14 protein-coding genes are annotated in these 19,636 nt (G+C 71.4%); 4 read left to right on the top strand and 10 right to left on the bottom strand.

Annotated features, from left to right (window positions below):
- Positions 1-153 precede the first annotated feature (153 nt).
- The 4 genes from ACWD0F_RS24780 to ACWD0F_RS24795 form a co-directional block, all read right to left on the bottom strand.
- Positions 154-1,143 (bottom strand): quinone oxidoreductase family protein, encoded by a 990-nt coding sequence (locus tag ACWD0F_RS24780; RefSeq protein WP_449879191.1) that lies wholly within the window; start codon positions 1,141-1,143, stop codon positions 154-156.
- Between the two features lie 634 nt (positions 1,144-1,777).
- Positions 1,778-4,012, bottom strand: a complete 2,235-nt coding sequence (locus ACWD0F_RS24785; RefSeq protein ID WP_449879193.1) for a SulP family inorganic anion transporter — start codon at positions 4,010-4,012, stop codon at positions 1,778-1,780.
- A gap of 78 nt (positions 4,013-4,090) precedes the next feature.
- Positions 4,091-5,656, bottom strand: a complete 1,566-nt coding sequence (locus ACWD0F_RS24790) for a hypothetical protein (protein ID WP_449879195.1) — start codon at positions 5,654-5,656, stop codon at positions 4,091-4,093.
- Between the two features lie 184 nt (positions 5,657-5,840).
- Positions 5,841-6,359 carry a YbhB/YbcL family Raf kinase inhibitor-like protein gene (locus ACWD0F_RS24795; RefSeq protein WP_449879197.1) on the bottom strand — a complete coding sequence of 173 codons (519 nt, stop codon included), beginning with the start codon at positions 6,357-6,359 and terminating at the stop codon, positions 5,841-5,843.
- A gap of 619 nt (positions 6,360-6,978) precedes the next feature.
- Here ACWD0F_RS24795 and ACWD0F_RS24800 point away from each other — a divergent pair.
- Together ACWD0F_RS24800 and ACWD0F_RS24805 are read left to right on the top strand one after the other, a co-directional pair.
- On the top strand, positions 6,979-7,500 hold the full coding sequence (locus ACWD0F_RS24800; protein ID WP_449879198.1) for a PH domain-containing protein: 522 nt from the start codon (positions 6,979-6,981) through the stop codon (positions 7,498-7,500).
- Positions 7,497-9,158, top strand: a complete 1,662-nt coding sequence (locus ACWD0F_RS24805) for a PH domain-containing protein (RefSeq protein WP_449879200.1) — start codon at positions 7,497-7,499, stop codon at positions 9,156-9,158. The genes ACWD0F_RS24800 and ACWD0F_RS24805 overlap by 4 nt, the downstream gene beginning before the upstream one ends.
- 127 nt (positions 9,159-9,285) lie before the next feature.
- Here the strand turns inward: ACWD0F_RS24805 and sepH are convergent, their stop codons facing one another.
- Together sepH and ACWD0F_RS24815 are read right to left on the bottom strand one after the other, a co-directional pair.
- A complete protein-coding gene (gene sepH / locus ACWD0F_RS24810; protein WP_449879202.1) occupies positions 9,286-11,964 on the bottom strand; it encodes a septation protein SepH in 2,679 nt (892 codons plus the stop codon).
- 161 nt (positions 11,965-12,125) lie between these two features.
- Entirely contained in the window at positions 12,126-13,235 is a 1,110-nt protein-coding gene (locus ACWD0F_RS24815) for a S8 family serine peptidase (protein WP_449879204.1), read from the bottom strand.
- A 141-nt stretch (positions 13,236-13,376) separates the two neighbouring features.
- On the opposite strand from ACWD0F_RS24815, the gene ACWD0F_RS24820 reads away from it, so the two are divergent.
- Positions 13,377-14,135, top strand: coding sequence for a hypothetical protein (locus ACWD0F_RS24820; protein ID WP_449879206.1), 759 nt, complete (start codon positions 13,377-13,379; stop codon positions 14,133-14,135).
- Here the strand turns inward: ACWD0F_RS24820 and ACWD0F_RS24825 are convergent.
- From ACWD0F_RS24825 to ACWD0F_RS24835, 3 genes are all read right to left on the bottom strand, one after another.
- Entirely contained in the window at positions 14,111-15,388 is a 1,278-nt protein-coding gene (locus ACWD0F_RS24825) for a D-arabinono-1,4-lactone oxidase (protein WP_449879208.1), read from the bottom strand. The two genes, ACWD0F_RS24820 and ACWD0F_RS24825, sit on opposite strands and share 25 nt — an antisense overlap.
- Positions 15,389-15,432: 44 nt before the next feature.
- On the bottom strand, positions 15,433-16,107 hold the full coding sequence (locus ACWD0F_RS24830; protein WP_449879210.1) for a polysaccharide deacetylase family protein: 675 nt from the start codon (positions 16,105-16,107) through the stop codon (positions 15,433-15,435).
- Between the two features lie 105 nt (positions 16,108-16,212).
- Positions 16,213-17,415 carry an MFS transporter gene (locus tag ACWD0F_RS24835; protein WP_449879212.1) on the bottom strand — a complete coding sequence of 401 codons (1,203 nt, stop codon included), beginning with the start codon at positions 17,413-17,415 and terminating at the stop codon, positions 16,213-16,215.
- A gap of 92 nt (positions 17,416-17,507) precedes the next feature.
- Between ACWD0F_RS24835 and ACWD0F_RS24840 the strand changes: the two genes are divergently transcribed.
- On the top strand, positions 17,508-18,680 hold the full coding sequence (locus ACWD0F_RS24840) for a lytic transglycosylase domain-containing protein (protein ID WP_449879214.1): 1,173 nt from the start codon (positions 17,508-17,510) through the stop codon (positions 18,678-18,680).
- Here the strand turns inward: ACWD0F_RS24840 and ACWD0F_RS24845 are convergent.
- Positions 18,671-19,630, bottom strand: coding sequence for a ferrochelatase (locus ACWD0F_RS24845; protein ID WP_449879216.1), 960 nt, complete (start codon positions 19,628-19,630; stop codon positions 18,671-18,673). The genes ACWD0F_RS24840 and ACWD0F_RS24845 overlap by 10 nt on opposite strands.
- Between the last annotated feature and the right edge of the window lie 6 nt (positions 19,631-19,636).

Here is a 19,636-nt window from a genome sequence, read left to right on the forward strand (position 1 = left end):
ATCTTTACGAAGCGGCCGCCCTCATGCGCGGTCAGTTGCGGAACCGCGACCGTGATCACGCGCTGTCACGGCATCACGATCTTTGTGCCAGAGCCAGAAATTCCTGACCGTGCACACCCCGGCTCGCGCTCGCGCAGGACAGCGGGACAGCTGCTACGGCGAGACGGCCAGGACAGTTTTGCCGGTGGTGGTGCCGGTTTCCAGCAGGTGATGGGCATGGTGTGCGTCGAGCACCGGCACGATGCTCGGGAGGGGCTGGTTGAGTTCGCCGCGGATCAGGGCGTCGAGGGCCTGGGAGAGGTAGGTGCCGATCGCGTTCGGCGTTCTGCGTGCGACCGCGCCGATGTTGAAGCCTGCGATGGTCTTGTTGTTCTTCCACAGGTCCCAGACGTCGGCCGTCCAATCACCGGACAGCGCGAGGTCGCCATAGGCGACGACGCGGCCGAACGGGGCCAGCAGTTCCAAGCTCGCCTTGCGGGTCGCGCCGCCCACCGGGTCCAGGACGAGGTCCACGCCGCGCCCGTTGGTCGCTTCCAGGATCTCTTCGGCGAACTCGTCCCGGGAGAACACCGCGTCGTAGCCCAGCGTGCGCGCGTGCTCCAGTTTCCCCGGTGCGTCGCCGACGGTTCCGAACACCTGCTTCGCGCCGAGGGTCCGCGCGATCTGCGCCGCGGCCGAGCCCACCCCGCCGGCCGCCGCATGGATCAGGACGCTTTCTCCAGCGCGCAGCCGCCCGGCGTCGATCAAGATGCCGTACGCCGTCGGGAACACGCACGGCAGACCGGCGGCCTGGGCCGGTGGTACCGCGCCTGCCGGTCGTACGAAAGCGGCATCAGTCACAGCGAACTCGGCGTATCCACCGAACGCCGGCAGGTATGCGGCGACGTGCTCGTCGAGTTCGAGGCCGAGCACCTCGGTCCCGAGCCCGGCGACGGTGCCGGAGACCTCGAGTCCGGGGATGTCGTAGCCGTCGTGCCCGTCAGGTTCGCCGAACTCCCCGCGACGGTGCTGGACCTCGGCGAAGTTCACGCCCGCGTACGCGACACGGATCAGCACCTGCCCCGGCCCGGGTTCGGGCACTGGAACCTCGATCTCCTCGAAGACCTCCGGGCCGCCGTTCGCCTTGAAACCGAGCGCGCGCATGCGCATCCTCTCCCGCCGCGATCAGAACACTGCGGATCCCGCAACACCTTCGCGGCTTCATGTGTTCCGATCAGCCGGGCGGGAAACGGAGCCGCCGCGGCAGGGGGCCTCCGGGGGTCGGCTGATTTCGATCATGCCGCACGAGGCTCCCCGCGTGCTTCTCCTCTGCTCAGGGGCTTCATCAGCATGCCTACACCCAGAGGCAGCGGGCGTTGGCGATCACGAGGCGGCGCGAGGATTCGAGCACCCCAACGCAGCCAGTTTGCGCAAGTACATCGATCAGCTACGAAGTTCGTCGGCTTAGGCCGAGCGACGGGTTATGGCGACCGTGGTGCAGCGCGCTCGTGGTGAGGGGCGGAGGTGACAGCCCCGCTGTCTCGCTATGATCGGCCGCCCGTTCAGGGGCCATAGCGTGACAGTGGGTACCTCCGCCCCTCCGGCCCCTGGGAGTTAGGACCGGCGTCGCGAGGAGCGCCGTGGGCTTCGTGGAGAACCTCGCTGCCCCGCGACACTAACCCCGGATCCGCCGCCCGGTCTGCGGAGGATTACGCAGAAGCGCAAGCCCCGAGCCGAGAGCCGTACAGCAGTGTCGCGGGCATCAGCGGGGACCTGTTCTGGCCTCGTTCGCGAGGACTTAGTCTTCGCTCGTCAGCACCACCTTGCGGGCGGGCATCTTCACGGAGAGCGTCGGGCGCAGCGGCGGCACCATGTGCACGCGGGCCGAGCCGATGTCGAAGTACAACCCCACCAGCTCCAGCTTCCCCGCCCTGACCTGCTCGTCGACCTTCCGGTACGTCCGCAGGTTCTCCAGCTGCTGCTGCACGTTGACCCGGCACAACACGTCCAGCGCCCCGCTGTGCAGCCGGTCGCCCTCCGTCTCGATGAACCGGGCGAGACTGTGGTCCCCGTGCCGCAGCCACCTGCGCAGCCCGGGCAGGCTGCCGGCCTGTACGCCGCCGCTCAGCACCCCGGCCATCGCGCCGCAGCCGGAATGGCCGCACACGGTGATCGTGTGCACGCCCAGCACCTGCGTCGCGTACTCGATGGCCGCGACCACGGAGTCGTCGTTCAGCTCGGAGCCCCTGCGCGGCACCAGGTTGCCGATGTTGCGCACCGTGAACAGGTCGCCGGGACCGCTCGCGGTGATCAGGCTCGGCATGATCCTGGAGTCCGCGCACGTGATGAACAGGTGCGTCGGCTGCTGCTTGCGCGCCAGCTCGGTGAAGATGGGCCGGACCAGCGGCGCCGTACGCCGGTGGAACTCCCGCGCCCCGACCGTGAGCTGGCACTCCGCCGCACCGTCGGCCGGCGCGGACGGATGCTCAGGGCGGCGCCGGTGCGCCCACGGCAGCCACCAGCGGTCCGGCGCCTTGGGCGGCGACTTCACCGGGAACATGCGCGCCCCGCTGGCCGCCAGCGTGTACCACTCGTCGTGCAGCTCGTCGATGTCGACCGTGCCGCCCATGCGCTCGTGGTGCAGCCGCCAGGAGTGGATGGCCTCGAACGCGCCGTTGTCCATGAAGTCGATGTTCAGGTCGAGGTCCACGGCGGTGCCGGCCGGGACCGTGCGCAGCTCGTGCGTCAGCCGTGGCACGCCCAGGAACGTCAGCGACCCTGAGATCGTCACGTGCATCCGGCCGTCGCGGTCCTCCCGCTTCAGCACCGTGACCCAGGTCAGGCGGCGGAGCGCGAGCAGGGCGGACAGCGCCAGCCCCGCCAGCACGCCTTCGGCCAACCCCAGCACGATGACCGTGACCAGCGTCGCCACGTAGACGGGCACTTCGCCGTGGCCGTGCACCTTCTTGATGTGACCCAGGTTCACCATCTGCACGCCGATGAACACCAGCAACGCCGCCAGCGCCTCCAGCGGGATCAGCTTGATCGCCCAGCCGAACCCGAGGGCGAACGTCAGCACCCACACCCCGTGCAGAATGGCCGACCACCGGCTCCGGGCGCCCGCCAGCACGTTGGTGCTGCTCCGCACGATCACCCCGGCCACCGGCAGGCCGCCGAGCGCGCCGGTGACCATGTTCGCCACGCCCTGGCCCGTCAGCTCCTGGTCGAGGTCGGCCCGCCGGCCGCCGTGCATGCCGTCGACCGCCACGCAGCACAACAACGACTCGCACCCGGCCAGCAGCGCCACCAGCAGCACCGCCACCGCCACCAGATGCCAGTCGCCCTGCGGCAGGACGGGGAAGGCCCACGCGGTGATGCTGCCGGACAGGTCCACGCGCGTGACGTCCCAGTCGAAGAACCACGCGGCCAGCCCCGCCGCGAGCAGCGCGACCAGCGGCGCCGGCACCGACCTGGCCGGCTTGGGCAGGCGCGTCCACACCGCCAGCACCGTGATCGTGAGCAGGCCGATGGCGACTTTGTGGCCGTGCAGGTCCGCGATCTGGCCGGGGAGCTCGATCAGGTTCGCCACGGCCGAACGTTGCGAGGTGCCGCCGAGCACCACGTGGAGCTGGGCGAGTGCGATGATCACGCCGACGGCGGCGAGCATGCCGTGGATGACGGCCGGCGACACCGCGAGCGCCGCCCTGGCCGCCTTGAACACCCCCAGCAGGAGCTGCACGGCTCCCGCCAGCAAGGTGATCATGCAGGTGGCCCGCCACCCGTACGTCTGCACGAGGTCCACGACCACCAGCGACAACCCCGCGGCGGGCCCGCTCACCTGCACGGCCGACCCGCCCAGCGCGCCCGCCACGATGCCGCCCACCGCGGCGGCGATCAGCCCGGCCGCCAGCGGCGCTCCGGACGCCATCGCGATGCCGAGAGACAGGGGCACCGCGATGAGGAAAACCACGAGCGAGGCTGGCACGTCATGCCGGAGGGTGCTCAGCCAGCTACTCTTCGTGTCGGGGAACATGGAGCAAACCCTATTGCTCCGTCGGCCCCGCTTTAGGGGTACAGCACATGGGTTTTACCCATTAATGGCGCCTGAAGATCACCGATAGTAATCGTGCGGGTAGTCCTGTTCGGGCGAGCGGCGGTGCGTGCCACCGTCCTGCGCGCCGGTGCCCTGGGCGGGCGCCGGCTGGCCGCCGAACGCAGCCGGCCAGCTGTTCGGAGCGCCGTTCGCGGGCGGCTCAGGCCAGGCGCCGCCCACGGTGGTGATGTCGCCCGTCTCGTACGCGAACGTGGACTGCGGCGCCGGGGCCGGGGCCGGAGCCGACAGCACGTCGTCGTAGGCCGAGACCGCCCTGGCCGGAACCGTGGGGGTGCCGGTGGCGGGGGACGGCCCGGTGAGCGGGTCGGAGTCGTCGGCCACGGCCCAGCCGGGGCGCACCTCGTAGGAGTTGGGATAGGACGCGCGCGCGGCGGGCTGCTCGAACGCCGGCCACGAGTTTCCCGAGCCGTAGGACGGTGAGGGGTCGTCGAGGATGTCGGGAGGGGCGGGCCAGGCGCCGGACGTGACCGGCGTGGGCGGGGCGGTCCAGGTGGTGTCGAGCGGGTCCGGCGTGCCGCTGTAGGCGGGGAAGGGGTCGCTCGTCGGGGCGCCGTGGATGGGCGCGGCCGGCACGGCCGGGAAGGAGCCGCTGGAAAGGGGGCTCGTGGCCGGGAAGGAGCCGGTGCCGTTCGCCGACGCGGCGGGCACGGCCGGGAAGGACCCCGTGCCGGTGGTCGTGGAAGAGAAGGACCCCGTGCCGGTGGTCGTGGACGAGAAGGAGGAGCCGGTGCCGTTGGTCGCGGCGAACGAGCCGGTGCCGCCGGCGGACGGGTAGGAGCCGGACGACGGCGCCTGCTCGGGACGCGTGGCGGGCACGGCCTGCGCGCCGGCGCCGAGGATGGTCATCACGTCGGCCGTCGGGGCCGCGAACGTCATGGTGCGCTGGTCGGCCAGCTCGGACTGCGAGGGAGTGGCGCGGCCGGCGGGCTCTACCAGATCGGCCAGGTTGGCGGCCGGAGCGGAGGCCGGGCGTCGCGGCAGGGGAGCCTGCACGGTGGTGGCGTCGGAGTCGGCCGCGGCGGCGGTCGCCGGCTGCGGTTTGGCACGACGCTCGCCACGACGCTCCTTGCGGCGTTCGGCGGGCCGCTCGGCGGGCTGCTCGGCAGGGCGCTCGGCGGCGGGCCGGTCGGCCGGTCGCTCGGCGGGACGCTCGCGCTCAACGGGACGAGAGGCGCCCTTCCTGGCCGCCACGGTGCCACCGGCACCGAAGCCGCCCTCTTCGGCGTCGCTGCGGATGTTGGCCCAGAACTCCTCGTCCTCATCGTCGGAGCTCGGGTTGCCCCACTCGTCGACGCCACGCCTGCCACGCTGACCCGTGCGCACGGGCTTCACCTTGGGCTCGCCGATGGGGCTGAAGTCAGGGCTGAAATTGTTCATCCGGGGTTCGTGCGCGGCGAACTCGTCGGTCGACCGTATCGTCGTCATCTCCTCCTTCTCGGCCATCTCCTTCAGCCGTTCCGGAGGGAGAGAACTCTCCCGGCGATTCATCGAACGCATGCCCAGTGCCACGACGACGAGCACGAGGAGCACGACAGCGACCAAGCTGACTACGACCGCGATCATTGCACCACCCTCAAAGCCATGGCCTCCCTTCGGCGCCGGTGAGATCGCGCGGCCATCGACGCGATCTTCCCCCTTTGATCACCAGTGCCTAACAATTGGATCTGATTGTGTCTGACCACTATGAGCGTTGTCACACCCTACGTGAAGAATTGGTACACCTATAAAGCCTGCAGTGTCCGGTCCGTCACTGAATGTTGACCGCCGTCAGGCGGCCTCGGGCGATGGTCTTGTCCGCGATCTGTTTCAAGACCTCGGAGAGGGAGGCGCCCTCCTGGACGGTGACCTTGCCACTCAGCGTGTAGACGGTGAAGCGGTAGCTGCCCGGAACGCAAGGGGGCTCGTAGCCCACCTTGCCACTGGTCACCTTCGCCTGGCCGGACCCGGTCGGAGGGTCGGCCGCGGCGTCGGGGCCCAGCTCGGTCGTGGTCGCCGGGATGTTGTAGAGCACCCAGTGCACGGCCGATTCGGATGAAGTGTGGGAATCGACCACGATCGCGATCGACTTGGCGTCGGTAAGCGGCTGACTCGACCAGCGCAGCGGCGGACTGCCCTGGTCACCCTCGCAGGAGTATCCGCTGGGCAGCGGCTTGCCGTCGCGCAACTCCGGGCTTGAGACGTTGACTTCCGCGATCTCCTTGGCCTCGGACCTGCCGAAGAGACTGCCGCAACCTGACAGTGCGAACGCGACTACCACCACCGTCACACTGACAGCGATGCGTCGCACGCGTGATGCCGTGTTACACAGCCCCATGTCGGACGATGCTACGCGGCTCTCGGCGGTGCGCAGACCGTTTCCCGAGGGTCGGTGGTCGGTAAAGGATCCGAAACCGGCCAGAATCCTGGCATCCGGAGAGTGACCTTCGACACAGGAATGACCTTCGCCGTTCCTGGGGCCGGCGGGGAGCGGCGTACCAAGGCACCCTTCCCGCCTGCTGCTTCGTTCGGGGCGGGGGCGGGGCGGAGTGCGGACGGCGACCGCGACAAAACGGACATCGGTTTCGGTCGGGCGCTGGGGGAAAAACCAGGTGCGCCAGATCGCCGCCCGAGGTAAAAGGCGCGGAGCGCGGTGAGCGGCGGCCGCCACGTCACGTGAGGCACACGCGCGGTGGTGCGGTCCTGCGCCGGCCGGGCCTGGGTGGCACGAACGTGACGCCGCCGACGTGGCCAAGCGCGACAGCCTGCGGCCGGCCGCCACCGAGCATGGCACCCACGCCGAACGGCGGGTCGGCAGACACGCCGGGGCGTCCGGCGGATCTTCACCACGCCCCTTCACCGCCCGCGCGCAGATCTTCTTCGCGGCTGCGCGCCCTAAGCTGGGCCTTGTGACGTCAACAGGTCCGCTACGCGATCCGGTGAACCGAGTCTCGCCCAAGGCGGTCCGCCTGTGGTTGCTGGAGTCGGTGGTCGCGTTCGCGTTCTTCCTGGGCGGTGCGCTGCTGGTGGCCCGGTGGCTCGACGGGAGCAGGTGGCCGTGGGTGCCCGGCTGGTTCGCCGGCAACACGTGGCTGCTGCCCCTCGTGGTCACGCTGGTGACGCTGCCGCTGCTGGCGGCCGAGCCGTTCGTCCGGTACGCCACGCATCGCTGGGAGCTCGCAGGCGACGTCGTTTACGCCCGGTCGGGCTTCCTGACGAGGGAGTGGGTGTTCGTGCCCGTGAGCCGCATCCAGACGGTCGACAAGGGGCAAGGGTGGATGGAGCGGCTGCTCGGGCTCGCCACCCTGGAGATCAGGACGGCGTCGCATGCCGGGTCCTCGACGATCAAGGGGCTCGACCACGTGGTGGCGGCGGGGCTCGCGGAGCAACTGGCGCGGCGGGCCGAACAGCTCAGAGACGACGCGACATGACCGAGCCCAGGCCGCCCGAGCACGACCCGGCACCCGACCCCGCCCCTCCGCCCCGCACGGGCGACGCGCCTCCGCCCGGAGGTGCGGTCCCGTCCGGGGGTGCGGTCCCGCCGGGGGAGATGCCGTCGCCTCAGACCGGGGGGCGGCCCGTCGCCTACGGGCCGCCGCCGGGTGGCGGGGGCTTCGATGGCCCGGGTCCCAGGGTGTCGCTGCGGCTGAGCCCGAAGGTGCTGCTCATCGATCCGGTACGCATGCTGCCCTCCCTTCTCCTTCCCCTCGTGGGCGTGCTCTTCGTGGGCGGCTTCTCGCCCAGGTCGTACGGCTGGGCGGCCGCCGGCGTCGTCGGCACCGTGATCTTCGCGATCGTCAGATGGGCCACGTTCACGTACGAGATCGTCGGCGATCGCCTGGAGACCAAGCGGTCGCTGATCAGCCGATCGGTCCGCACCATCCCGCTGGAGCGCATCCGCGGCGTCGACGTGTCCACCCCGCCCATGCACCGGCTCCTCGGCCTGGCGGTGGTCAAGATAGACACGGGTGCGAGCGGCAGCGACGAGGAGGCCGAGCTCGACGGTGTCACGCAGCGGGAGGCGGAACGGCTCAAGTCCCTCCTCCTGCGCCGCGCGGCCCAGGCCGAGAGGCATGTTGCGGAGGTCGCGGACGCCGGGCCACGCGAGCGGCGGATCATCCGCGTGCCGCGCACCTGGCTCCTGTACGGCCCGCTGTCCGGCGCGTACCTCCTCACCCCGTTCGCCCTCGCCGGCGGCGCCATCGGGCTGGCCTTCCAATGGGGCGACGAGCTGGGGTTCGGCCGGAACGCGGCGTGGTCCGCCGGCCAGTGGCTCTGGGACCACCCGTACCTGCTGCTCGCCGTGGTGCTGCTGCTCGTGGTGGCGATGCCGTTCGTGGGCGGGCTGATGTACGCGGTCTTCAACTGGAACTTCGAGCTCAAGCGCCGCGACGGATACCTGGTGGCCGAGCGCGGCCTGATCAACCGGCGCAGCGTGTCGCTGGAGTCGACGCGGGTACGCGGCTACGAGATCGTGGACGGCCTCGCCGAGCGGTGGGCCGGAGTCGTACGCGTCTGGGCCATCGTCACCGGGCTCGGCGACTCCCAGACGCGCGGGCAACTCCTGCCCGACGTGCCGCGCGCGGTGGCGCAGCAGGTGACCGCCGACGCGATCGGCCCCTACCAGGCCCCGCTCCGCGGCCACCCGCCCGTGGCCCGCAACCGCCGCCTGTTCCGCGCCGTCTTCCCGTGGCTGCTGCTGGCGGCCCTGAGCGTTCTGGCGCTCTGGGCGACGGGGACGACGGTGTGGTGGATCCTGCTGGTCCTGGAGTTGCTGCTCGCCGGGGTCGGGGTTCCGCTGGGGCTCGACAGGTACGCGTCTCTCGGGCACGGCTACGACGGGGTCCGGGTGGCGGTGCGATCGGGGTCGTTGCGGCGCTCCCAGGCCGTGATCGAACGCCGGGCGGTGGTGGGGTGGCGGTTGCGGCAGACCTGGTTCCAGCGGCGGGCCGGGGTGCTGACGTTGATCGCCGGTGTCGGCGCCGGCAAGGGCGGCTACTCGGCGCTCGACGTGTCGGAGGCGCAGGGGGCGGCGTTCCCGGCCGAGGTGACACCCGAGTGGCTCACGCCCTTCACCGAGCCGCGCTGACGCCACCGGGTGGCGCCGATGGGCCTTCCCCCCGGAGTGAACACCTGCCTGGGTGCGGTGCTGGCGCGCCGGTGAGGTGGTGCTGGGCGCGCCGGACTCCGCGTGCTGCCGTGCCGGGTGACTGAGGTCAGTCCTGGCGGCGGGCGCCGAACATGATCTCGTCCCAGGTCGGCACCGAGGCCCGGCGGCCCCTCGAACCCTTGCGTGCCGGACGGGCCGCAGGGGCGGGCGGCGGAGAGGGCACCGGCACGGCCGGCTCCTCCTCCTTGGCCTCGTCCTTGCCTGCCCGCGCCGCAGGCACCGACGGGGCGGGCTTCGGCTTGGGCGCCGGCGGCTTGACCTCCTTGACGGGCGGCTTCGGCTGGGGCGCCGGCGCGGCGGGCTGAGCGCCGCTGTCACGCTCCTGCTCACCCTCCGGTACGGCCTCAGCGGCCTCCGTCTTGGGCTCGGCCCCGGCATCGGGCTCGGTTTCGGCCTTGGGCTCGGTCTTGGGCTCGGTCTTGGGCGTCGTCGGCTCGGGTGCGGGCACCTCCGCCGTGACCTCCGTGACCTTGGCGTCCGTCGGTGTCGGTTCAGCAGCCTTGTGAGCTGCCGGTTCAGCCGTCTGGTGCTCTGCGGCGGCTGGGGCCTGGGGCTCCGCGGCGGTCGGTGTCTTGGGCTCTGCGGTGGTCGACGCCTGAAGCTCCGCGGTGGTCGGTGCCGGTGGTTCTGCGGTGGCGGGCGTTCGGGGCTCGGTGGTGGCCGAGGTCCGGGTGGCCTCTGTGGCGTTGACCGTCGTCGCGTCTGCCGCAGTCGTGCTCTCGGCGTCGGTGGTGTTCGCCGTCTCTGCGCGGGCCTCGGTGATTTCGCTCGCACCGGTCGGCTCGGGACTCGCACCCGTCGGCTTGGGAGCTGCGGCGGCGGGCGACGCGGAGGTCGGCTCGGCAGGAGTGCTCGACAGAGGGGTCGCCTGCGTGGCGTCGCTCGGTGGAGTCGCCGACTGCGCGGCCACGCTGGACTCGGCCGTCGGCGGTGTGGCCGGGCTCGTTGAAGCGCCCGGCTGCGCGACCGCACTGGGCCGGACGTCAGGCTGGGCGCTCGGCTGCGCAGTAGTGCTGGCCTGCGCGTCCGCGTCGGCCTGGGTGACAGGCGGGGACGTCCGCTCGATGGCCCCGCCCGCCTGGGCGGCAGGCTCGGTGGTTGTGCCGGGCTCGGTGGTCGTGTCTGCCTGTGCGGGAGTGGTGGTCGCGGGCGCCTGGACGGTCGCCTCGGCGGGCACCGGAGCTTGCGCTGCGGGCGTCGGTTCGCTGACCGTCTCCGTCTCGGCGGGTAGCGGCTCTGTCCGGGAAGGCGTCTGTGAGACGGCCCCGGGCTGTGCGGGCTCCTCCACGGTGGAGGACTCCTGGGCAGCGGCACGTTCCTGGATTGCGGCCTGTTCCTGGGCTGCGGCGCGCTCCAGGGCGGCGGCCTGTTCCTGGGCTGCGGCGCGCTCCAAGATTGCGGCCTGCTCTTGGGCGGCGGCGCGCTCCTGGATTGCGGCCTGTTCCTGGGCTGCGGCGCGCTCCGAGGCTGCGGCCTGTTCTTGGGCGGCGGCGCGCTCCAAGAATGCGACGCGTTCTGCGGCTGCGGCCTGTTCCTGAGCGGCGGCGCGCTCCAGGGCTGCGGCCTGCTCTTGGGCGGCGGCCTGCTTCAGGGCTGCGGCGTGTGCCTGCTCTGCGGCACGCTCCTGGTCGGAGGTGCGCCCTGGGGCAGGGGGTTCCGCGGCGGTGGGCGGTGGGGTCGTGCGGGAGTCGGGGCGCGTGGGCGTCGGGGCGGCGGGAGCGTAGAAGGAGTCGGTGTCGCGGTCCGCCGGACGTCCCGGGCTGAAGTCGGGCAGCCACGGCGAAGGCCCGCCACGGCGGGACGAGGTGTCCCCGGGGCGGGCATAGCCGGTTTCGCGGGTGGAGTCCGGCGACGGGCCCGGGTCTCTTCCGGGGTCGTGACGGGTGCCGGGCGCATCGAAGGGCTCGCGCGGTGGAGCGGCGCGGTCGAACGGCGCCTCGCGCGAAGGCACCTCGGGCCCCCGCGCGTACGCCGTCTCGGAAGACCTGGGCGGCGGGTTGTAGCCGACGGCCGGCTCCTCCGGCTCGCGCCGGACCACCGAGGGGAACGACAACGGCTCCGAGGCCAGCGGCGGCACCGGCTGCAGCTTGGCCATCCGCGGCGCGAACGGCGTCACCGTGGTGTCCTCCACCACGGCGGGCTCCGGGTCGAAATCGGCGGCCGACAGGCGCATGGCCTCGTCGTCGGCGGGCGTCACATGGCGCTTGCGCGGATCGAAGAGCCACTCGGCGTGGCGCGTGTGACCGTTCCAGACGTAGCCGAGCTTGACCCGCCACAGGCCGTCGTCGCGCTTGGCGGAATCCCAGTCGATCTCGTCGGTGGGCACGCCACGCCTGGTCAGCCGCTCAGCGACGAGGTCACCGAGAGTGGGGCCGGGGGCGGACTCGCCGGGCATTCGCACGGCGACACGCTGGGCCTGCTGGGCGACGTACTCCCGCTCCTGCAGCACCGGCCCCTCGAACCAGCGGACGCGCTCGACCGGGATCCCGGCGGTAGCGGCGATCTCCTCCGCCGTCTCTCCGGCGCGGATGCGGGCCTGGATCTCCTTGGGGCGCAACGGACTCTCCACTTCGATCTCGTACTGGCCGAGACGGGAGAAGTTGCCGCGGACGGCAGCACGGAGCCGGTCGTCCACGGGAAGCGTGAAGCGCGTACCTCGTCCGGCAGTCGCCAGCACAAGATAGGTGCCGTCCTCACTCACCGCGACGAGTCGGAGCTCCTGCATGCGAGTCCCTTCGTCAGCGTCGCCATTCTTCCCCCGGACCCTTGAGTCTCTCGCGTGTGCCGGTTGCCTGCCAGCACCGTACCCGGCATGTCCGAACATCGCCTTCCTGGGATAGCCCCGGGACTCTGTGACGCCGGTCACATTTGTGGAATCCATGCCCTCTAGAGCCCGCCGTCGCGCATTTGGAGGTTAGAGGCCCCTGACGGATTCTGGCGAATCACGCCGCGTGCCGTCGTGCACTTGAGCCAACTGCCCAAAATGGCCGGGTGAACTGCGGGATGGCGCTCCAGGAGGCGGGCGGCGGCCCCGGCCACGTACGGGGCGGACGCCGAGTACGCCTGGCCGCCCGGAGTGACCTGACAGGTCCCGGAATCGGCCGCCTGGACCACGAAGACCCCCGATCGCACCAGATTTCGGACGGCCCGATCGAGGGAGAGAGAGCCGGCGCCGTCGATGGACAGGTTCGCGACGGACGGGCCGCGCGCGTGCCGGCGTATCCAGTCGAGTCCCGCCAGCACGTCGGCCAGCGAGCCCGAGCCGCCGCAGCCCAGCACGCGGACGGAGGCGATCCTGGCCTTGGGCGCGATGGCGTGCACCCGGCCGGCGGTCTGCGTGCCGTGGCCGAGGCAGTCGCGGCCGGTGCCGCCCGTGGCGTCGAACGCGCGCCAGGCGCGATCGTCGAACGCCCGGTTGTCGAACGCTCGATCGTCGAGCGTCCGGTTGTCGAGCGCACGGTCGTCGAGCGCCCGTCCCTCCTGAGACGGTTCCCCCTCGGATCGGTCCTCGCCGGCCAGATTCTCGGCGGCCAGGTCGCCGGCGGCCAGGTCGTCGCCGGTCGGGTTCGTGGCGCGGCCGGTGCCGACGCCGCTGTCCAGGACGTACACGGTGCTGCCCGCGCCGGTGCCCGGAGCGCCGGGGAGCGCGCGGGCGGGGGGCCGGCTCGCCAGGGGACGGATCTGCCGGTCGGCCTCGATAGCGCGTACGCGGGGATCGTCCCGGAGCTCGGCCAGCTCGCGGGCCGTCAGGAAGGTGGCGAACCCGGGCAGCGCGGCGGCGTAGTAGCGCCGTACCCGCCATCTGACCTCACCGACGAGATCGCGGGCCGCCGCGCGGCCGCGCGCGATGACGATGTACGGGCGGACGGGCTCGGTGGCGGCGGGGCGCGCGGCCAGTCCTGAAGCGGGTGTCATGGCCAGGGGCACGGCGGTCGTGGCGGCCGTGGCCACGGCCGCGGCGAGATATACGGAGGGCAGGCCGAGTCGTCGGGGCACGAGTGGCAAGGGTGCCTGTCGCGCAGGTCACAGGAACAACAGGACACGCGCTCGCGTCTATTCACGAGACAGGTCTTTACCGAACGCGTGAACAAGAACGCGTGGACACGAACGCATGATCAAGAGGGGGCTGGTTCCGGGATGAGCGGCGAGCAGCGGAAGTTCGAGCTGAGCATGCCGCAGATCCTGGGCAGCGCGCTGGCGGCGATCACCGCGGCGGTGGCCGCCTCGTATCTCGGCGTGGCCGGGACGGTGATCGGCGCGGCGGTGGTCAGCGTGGCCAGCACGGTCGCCAGCGCCGTCTACACGCACTATCTCAAGAGCACGGGAGATCGGGTCAAGCAGCGCACGCGGATCATGCCGCCCGCGGAGCCCCTGGACGACGCAGGTTCGGAGGAGGGCGACTCGACGCTGGTCATGCCCGCGATCGACAAGGCCGCCGGGGCGCTCCGCAGGCTTCCGTGGCTGAAGCTGGGGGCGGCCGCGGCGCTGGTGTTCGGGGTGAGCATGGGCGGGATCCTCGCCTATCAGGCCGTGGCCCAGCAGACCGTGCACGAGCAGGTGACCGGCAAGACTCCGGGGCAGGCCCAGCGGCAGGACGACGGGCGGCCGGTCAAGCGGGAGGAGCCGGCCACGGACGCGCCGGCGCACACACCGCAGACGACCACGTACGCGCCGGTCAGCCCCACGCCGACCCCGCAGTTCACCAGGACGCCGACACCGACCCCCACTCCGACGCCGACGCCCACGCGGTCGGAGCAGGTGGAGCCGAGCGGCACCGTCCCGCCCTCCGGGGAGGACGGGGAAGACGGGGAGGCGCCGGTGACCGAGCCGGCACCGGAGCCGACCGAGCAGGCGGACCCCCCGAGCGAGGATCAGCCGAGCACGACGTCCAGGTAGTCGTTGGTGAACAGCCGCCGCGGATCGAGGCGGTCGCGCAGCGCCGTGAAGTCGGCGAAGCGGGGATAGACCTTGCCCAGGTAGGAGGCGTCCCGGGTGTGCAGCTTGCCCCAGTGGGGACGGCCCTCCAGCCGGGTCATGATCTCCTCGACGCCCTCGAAGTACGCCGGGTTGGGCGTCGGCCGGTAGACGTGGCAGGCGATGTACGCCGAGGGCCGCCCGTACGCGGTGGACAGCCACGCGTCGCTGGGCGGCGTGACCCGCACCTCGACGGGAAAGGTGATCTTCCACCCCATCCGCTCGACCAGGTCCCGCGTCTCCCGGAGGGCCTGGCCGAGGTGCTCGCGCGGCACGGCGTACTCCATCTCCAGGAAGCGCACGTCCCGCCGCGCCGTGAAGATCTTGTACGAGGCGTCGACCGACTCGGAGTCGCCGAGCGTCGCCGCGCTGACCGCGTTGATCCGCGGGATCAGGTCGGGGAAGCGGGACCCGGTGAAGCAGGCCGCGCCGAACACCGTGTTCTCCAGGAGCACGTTGTCCATCCAGTGCCGCACCGCGGACGGCGGGCTGGCCGGGCCGGGATGCCGGTTGTTGGTCTTGACCAGGCAGGTGTCGGTGTGCGGCAGCCAGAAGAAGTCGAGGTGCTCGTTGTCGCGGGTCAGCTCGCCGAGCGAGCCGAGGATGTCGCTGAGCGGCAGCTTGCGCCGCTGGTTGCGCAGCAGGAACGCCGGCTCCACCCGGAAGGTCACGGCCGTCAGGATGCCGAGCGCCCCCAGCCCCACCCTGGCCGCGTCGAACAGGTCCTCGCCCGGGCCGGTGGTCGTGACGGTGCCGTCGGCGAGCACCAGCTCCAGCTCGGCGACCTGGTCGGCGAGGCCGCCGCTGTCGCGGCCGGTGCCGTGCGTGCCGGTCTGGATGGCGCCCGCGACGGTCTGCTCGGTGATGTCGCCCATGTTCGCCAGGGCCAGGCCGCGCTCGTCGAGCAGCTCGTTCAGGGTCCGCACCGGGGTGCCCGCCAGCACGGTGACGCGGTCGCCGGCCCACGACCTGACGCCGGTCAGCGCCTCGGGCGTCAGCATGATCCCGTCGGTGAGGGCCACCCCGGTGAAGGAGTGGCCCGTGCCGACCATGCGGACCCGCCGCCCGGCGTCCGCGGCGTCCCGCACGGCGCGTACGACGTCCGCGACGGCGGCCGGCGCACGCACCTCGGCGGGGGTGCCGGACTGGTTGCGGGCCCAGTTCACGAAGGCCAAGGAGCACCCCTTCGAAGCGTCGTTCCGTTAAACGTGAACGATACTCACTTCGGGTCCCAGCCAGCGGGGGTTGGGAAGGTTTCGCCGGCCTTGAGATCCTGGCTCTTGGTCACCTCGGAGACCGTCACCAGGTGATAGCCCTTCTTCTGCAGCGACTTGATGATCGCGGGCATCGCGTCGACGGTCTGCTTCACCCAGTCGTGCATGAGGATGATGCCGTCCTGCTCGGCCACGGCCATGGTCTGCTTCTTGATGGCCTCGACGTTCTTGCTGCTCCAGTCCTGCGAGCCGGCGGTCCACAGGACCATCGGCATGCCGAACTCGGTGGCGATGTCGGAGACCGTCAGGTCCATCAGCCCGTACGGCGGGCGCAGCAGCTTGGGCTCGACGCCCGCCGCCTTCTTGACCGCGTCCTGCGTCTTCTGGATCTCGCTTCTGATGGTCCCGGGCTCACTCTTGGTGAAGTCGGGGTGGCTGTAGCTGTGGTTACCGAGCTCGTGGCCCTCGGCGGCCATGCGCTTGACGAAGGCGGGACGGCTCTTCACGTACTGGCCCTCGAGGAAGAACGTCGCCTTGGCGTCGTACTTCTTCAGCGTGTCGAGCAACGCGCCCGCGTACTGGCCAGGGCCGTCGTCGAACGTCAGCGCGATGCATTTGACCTGCTCGCAGTCGACCGGTGCCTTCTTCGGCGCCTGGGCGAAGGCGGGTGCCGGAGCCAAAGTGACGCAAACAGCCGCGATAGCTAGAAGTGAAGTGATTTGTCGGGACATAGCTAATGCTTCCAATGTGGAGGTTGTTGCGAGGGATGTCCCGACGGTAGCGGATCAAGCGTCCGTGGGTGAAGGAGGGCGGGGAAGTCTCAGCAAACCCGAACCTCCGATGCCCACGACCACGGCGAGGATCGCGGCCCCGAACGAGAAGGCGTAGGCGTCCGAGGCGCCGTACGTCTCGGTGAGCCGGCCGCCCGCCCACGCCCCCAGCGCCACGCCGAACCCGATGGCGGTCGAGATCCACGCCATGCCCTCGGTGAGCAGGGACGGAGGCACCAGCCGCTCGGTGATCGAGAAGCCCGTGATGAGCGTCGGCGAGATGGCGAAGCCGCCCAGGAACAGCGCTGCCGCCATGATCCACAGGACGTCGATGAACATGATCGGCGCCAGCCCGACCACGAACAGGGCCAGCGCCCGGACGAACCGCGTGCGCAGCGGGATCCGCCAGTTCCTCGACCCGAACCAGAGCCCCGACACCATCGACCCGCCCGCGAAGCAGGCCAGCAGGAACCCCGAGGCCCACTTCGCCCCGTGTTCCTCCGCGAACGCCACCGTGATCAGGTCGACGGAGCCGAAGATCGCGCCCAGCGCCAGATAGACGCAGGCCAGCAGCGCGATGCCGGGGATCCGGATGGGCGTGCCCGAGGACGATTTGAGCGGCTGGACGGGCGGCTGGGTGCGCCGCTGCCCCGCCAGCACCAGGCAGCCGAGCAGCATGCAGATCAGCGCCACGATGAGGCCGGCGTACGGGTTCACGGCGGTCGCGAGCACCGTGACCAGGGCGGGGCCGGTGACGAAGACGACCTCGTCCACCACCGACTCGAACGCGAACGCGGTGTGCAGCCGCTCCGAGCCGCCGTGGATGGCCGACCAGCGGGCCCGCACCATCGAGCCGATCGACAACGAGGTGGCGCCCACGACCAGGCCCGAGGCGTAGAACGTCCAGTCGGGCAGGCGGGTTCCGACGAAGATCATCAGTGCCGCCAGCGCGAGCGCGTTGACGATGACGAACGGCGGGATCACCCGCCCCTGCCCGAACCTGTCCACGAGCCGGCCCGACAGGGGAGCGGCCACGGCGAAGGCGACGTTGGTGGTGGCGGCCACCGCGCCGGCGGTGGCGTACGACTTGGTGAGGGTGGAGATCAGCAGCACGACGCCGATGCCGAGCATGGACATCGGCATCCGCCCGATGAGCCCGGCCAGCACGAACGCCTTGACTCCGGGCCTTTCGAACAACCCCCGGTAAGGCCCGACCACGCAGTTTCCCCCTTACTCGAGCAATCAACCCTTGCGCACCATATGTCCGGATGGCAAGTGCTTTCTCGGGCGCGTGGGTTAACGTGTCCCAAGTGTCCGGTCTTCCCTCCTTCCGCGCGGTCATGCTCATGATCATCGCCGTGCTCACGGTCACGGTCGCGACGGGCGTGGCCGTCGTGCTCGTAGGAGACGGCCTGGTCAAGCCCGCCCAGGAGCCCGTACGCCGGCAACAGCCGAAGCCGCGCACCTCCCCGGGCCTCGACCAGCTCGTGCCCACCACCGAACCGGTCACCGACTTCGGGCAGGGCGGCCCCGGCGTCACCTCCGCCCCGCCCCGCGTGCTGGCCATCGCCCCGGCGGGCGTGCCCAGGAAGACCAGGCTCGCGCTCAGCAAGCTGAAGTACGTGCAGAAGGTCGCCGTGGTGGACGCGGGAGCGGTCAAGGTGTCGGGCACCAGCCTGAACCTGCTGGCCGTGGACCCGGCCGGCTTCCGCGCCTGGACCCCGCAGCCCGTCGCCGACCAGCCGGCCGTGTGGAGCGCGCTGGGCAGGGGCGAGCTGGTCGCCGACTCGGCCGCGCTCCGCAGATTCGGGATGGTGCTGGGCGCGACGTACCAGGTGGACGGCGGTCCGAGGTTGCGGGCCGCGGCCTCGGCCGCCCTCGGGCTCAAGGGCGTGGACGGGCTGGTGAGCGCGGAGCTGGGCAGGTCGCTGGGGTTCGCCGCGGGGGTCGCGGTGTTGCTGCACGGCAAGCCGGGCAAGATCAGCGAGCGGGGGGTGCGCAAGCTGCTCGGCAAGAAGGCCCAGGTCGTCATGCTGGACACCGAGCACCGCGCCACGACGCCGGTCCCCAAGCAGCAGCAGCCCCAGACCGCGAGCGTGGGCCGGCCGGCCAGCTACCTGGAGCTCTACAAGCTCGCCGCCACCCGCTGCCCCGGGTTGTCGTGGACGGTGCTGGCCGCGATCGGGCAGGTGGAGAGCAGTCACGGCCGTAACAACGGCCCCTCCAGCGCGGGCGCGCTCGGGCCGATGCAGTTCATGCCCGCCACCTGGAAGCACTACGGCGTGGACGGCGACGCCGACGGCAAGAAGGACATCTGGAGCCCGTACGACGCCGTGCCGGGCGCGGCCAACTACCTGTGCGCCAACAAGGCGGGCCTGGGCGGCGAGCGGTTGCGCAAGGCGATCTGGTTCTACAACCACTCGTGGGACTACGTGAACAAGGTCATGGGCATCGCCGACGCGTACGCCAAGGCCTACGCCTGAGCGGCCTGAGGCCGCCGGCGCGGCGCCGGGCAGCAGGTGAGGGCGCAGGGGACGGGCTCGGGCTCGTCCATCAGCTCGCGCACCATCCGGACGAAGCGCGGATGCGTCCCCGCCGTCGCCGCCCGCTCCATGGGCAGCTCCCGCTCGGCGGCGACCTGCCTGGCCTCGGTGTCGAGGTCGTAGACGACCTCCATGTGGTCGGAGACGAACCCGATCGGCACCAGCACGACCGAGCGGGCGTCCGTCTTGCGCAGGAAGTCGCAGACGTCGGGCTCCAGCCACGGCACCTGCGGCGGGCCGCTGCGCGACTGCCACACCAGGTCCCACGGCTCGGTGCGGCCGAGCGCCTGGTTGACCTGCTCGGCGCTCCTGCGGAGTTGCGCCTCGTACAGGCCGCCCGACGGGCCGGCGCTGTCGGCCATGGAGACCGGGACGCTGTGGGCGGTGAACACCAGCCGGGCGTCGTCGCGGCCGAGCCGCTCCAGGGCGGCCCGCGTGTGGTCGGCCATCGCGGCCACGAACCCGGGATGGTCGCCGAAGTGCCGCATCTTGACCAGCTCGGGGCCGCCCTCGACGGAGATCCTGGCGATGTCCTCGTAGTACTGGCGGCAACTGGAGTAGCCGGCGAACGCCGACGTCGCGAACACGGCCGCCTTCCGGATCCCGTCGGCCTGCATCCGGCGCACGGTGTCCTCGCCGAACGGGTGCCAGTTGCGGTTTCCCCAGTAGACCGGGACGCCGGCCACCGGGCGCAGCGCCTCGACCAGGTCGCGGTTCTGCCGGTTGATCGGGCTGATCCCGCCGAAGCCCTGGTAGTGCTCGGCGACCTCGAGCAGCCGCTCGCGCGGCACGCCGCGGCCGCGCACGACGTTCTCCAGGAACGGCAGCACGTCGTCCGGGCCCTCCGGCCCCCCGAACGACAGGACCAGCACAGCGTCGTAATTTCCCACGTGACA

It is taken from the genome of Nonomuraea sp. NPDC002799, from assembly GCF_053592075.1.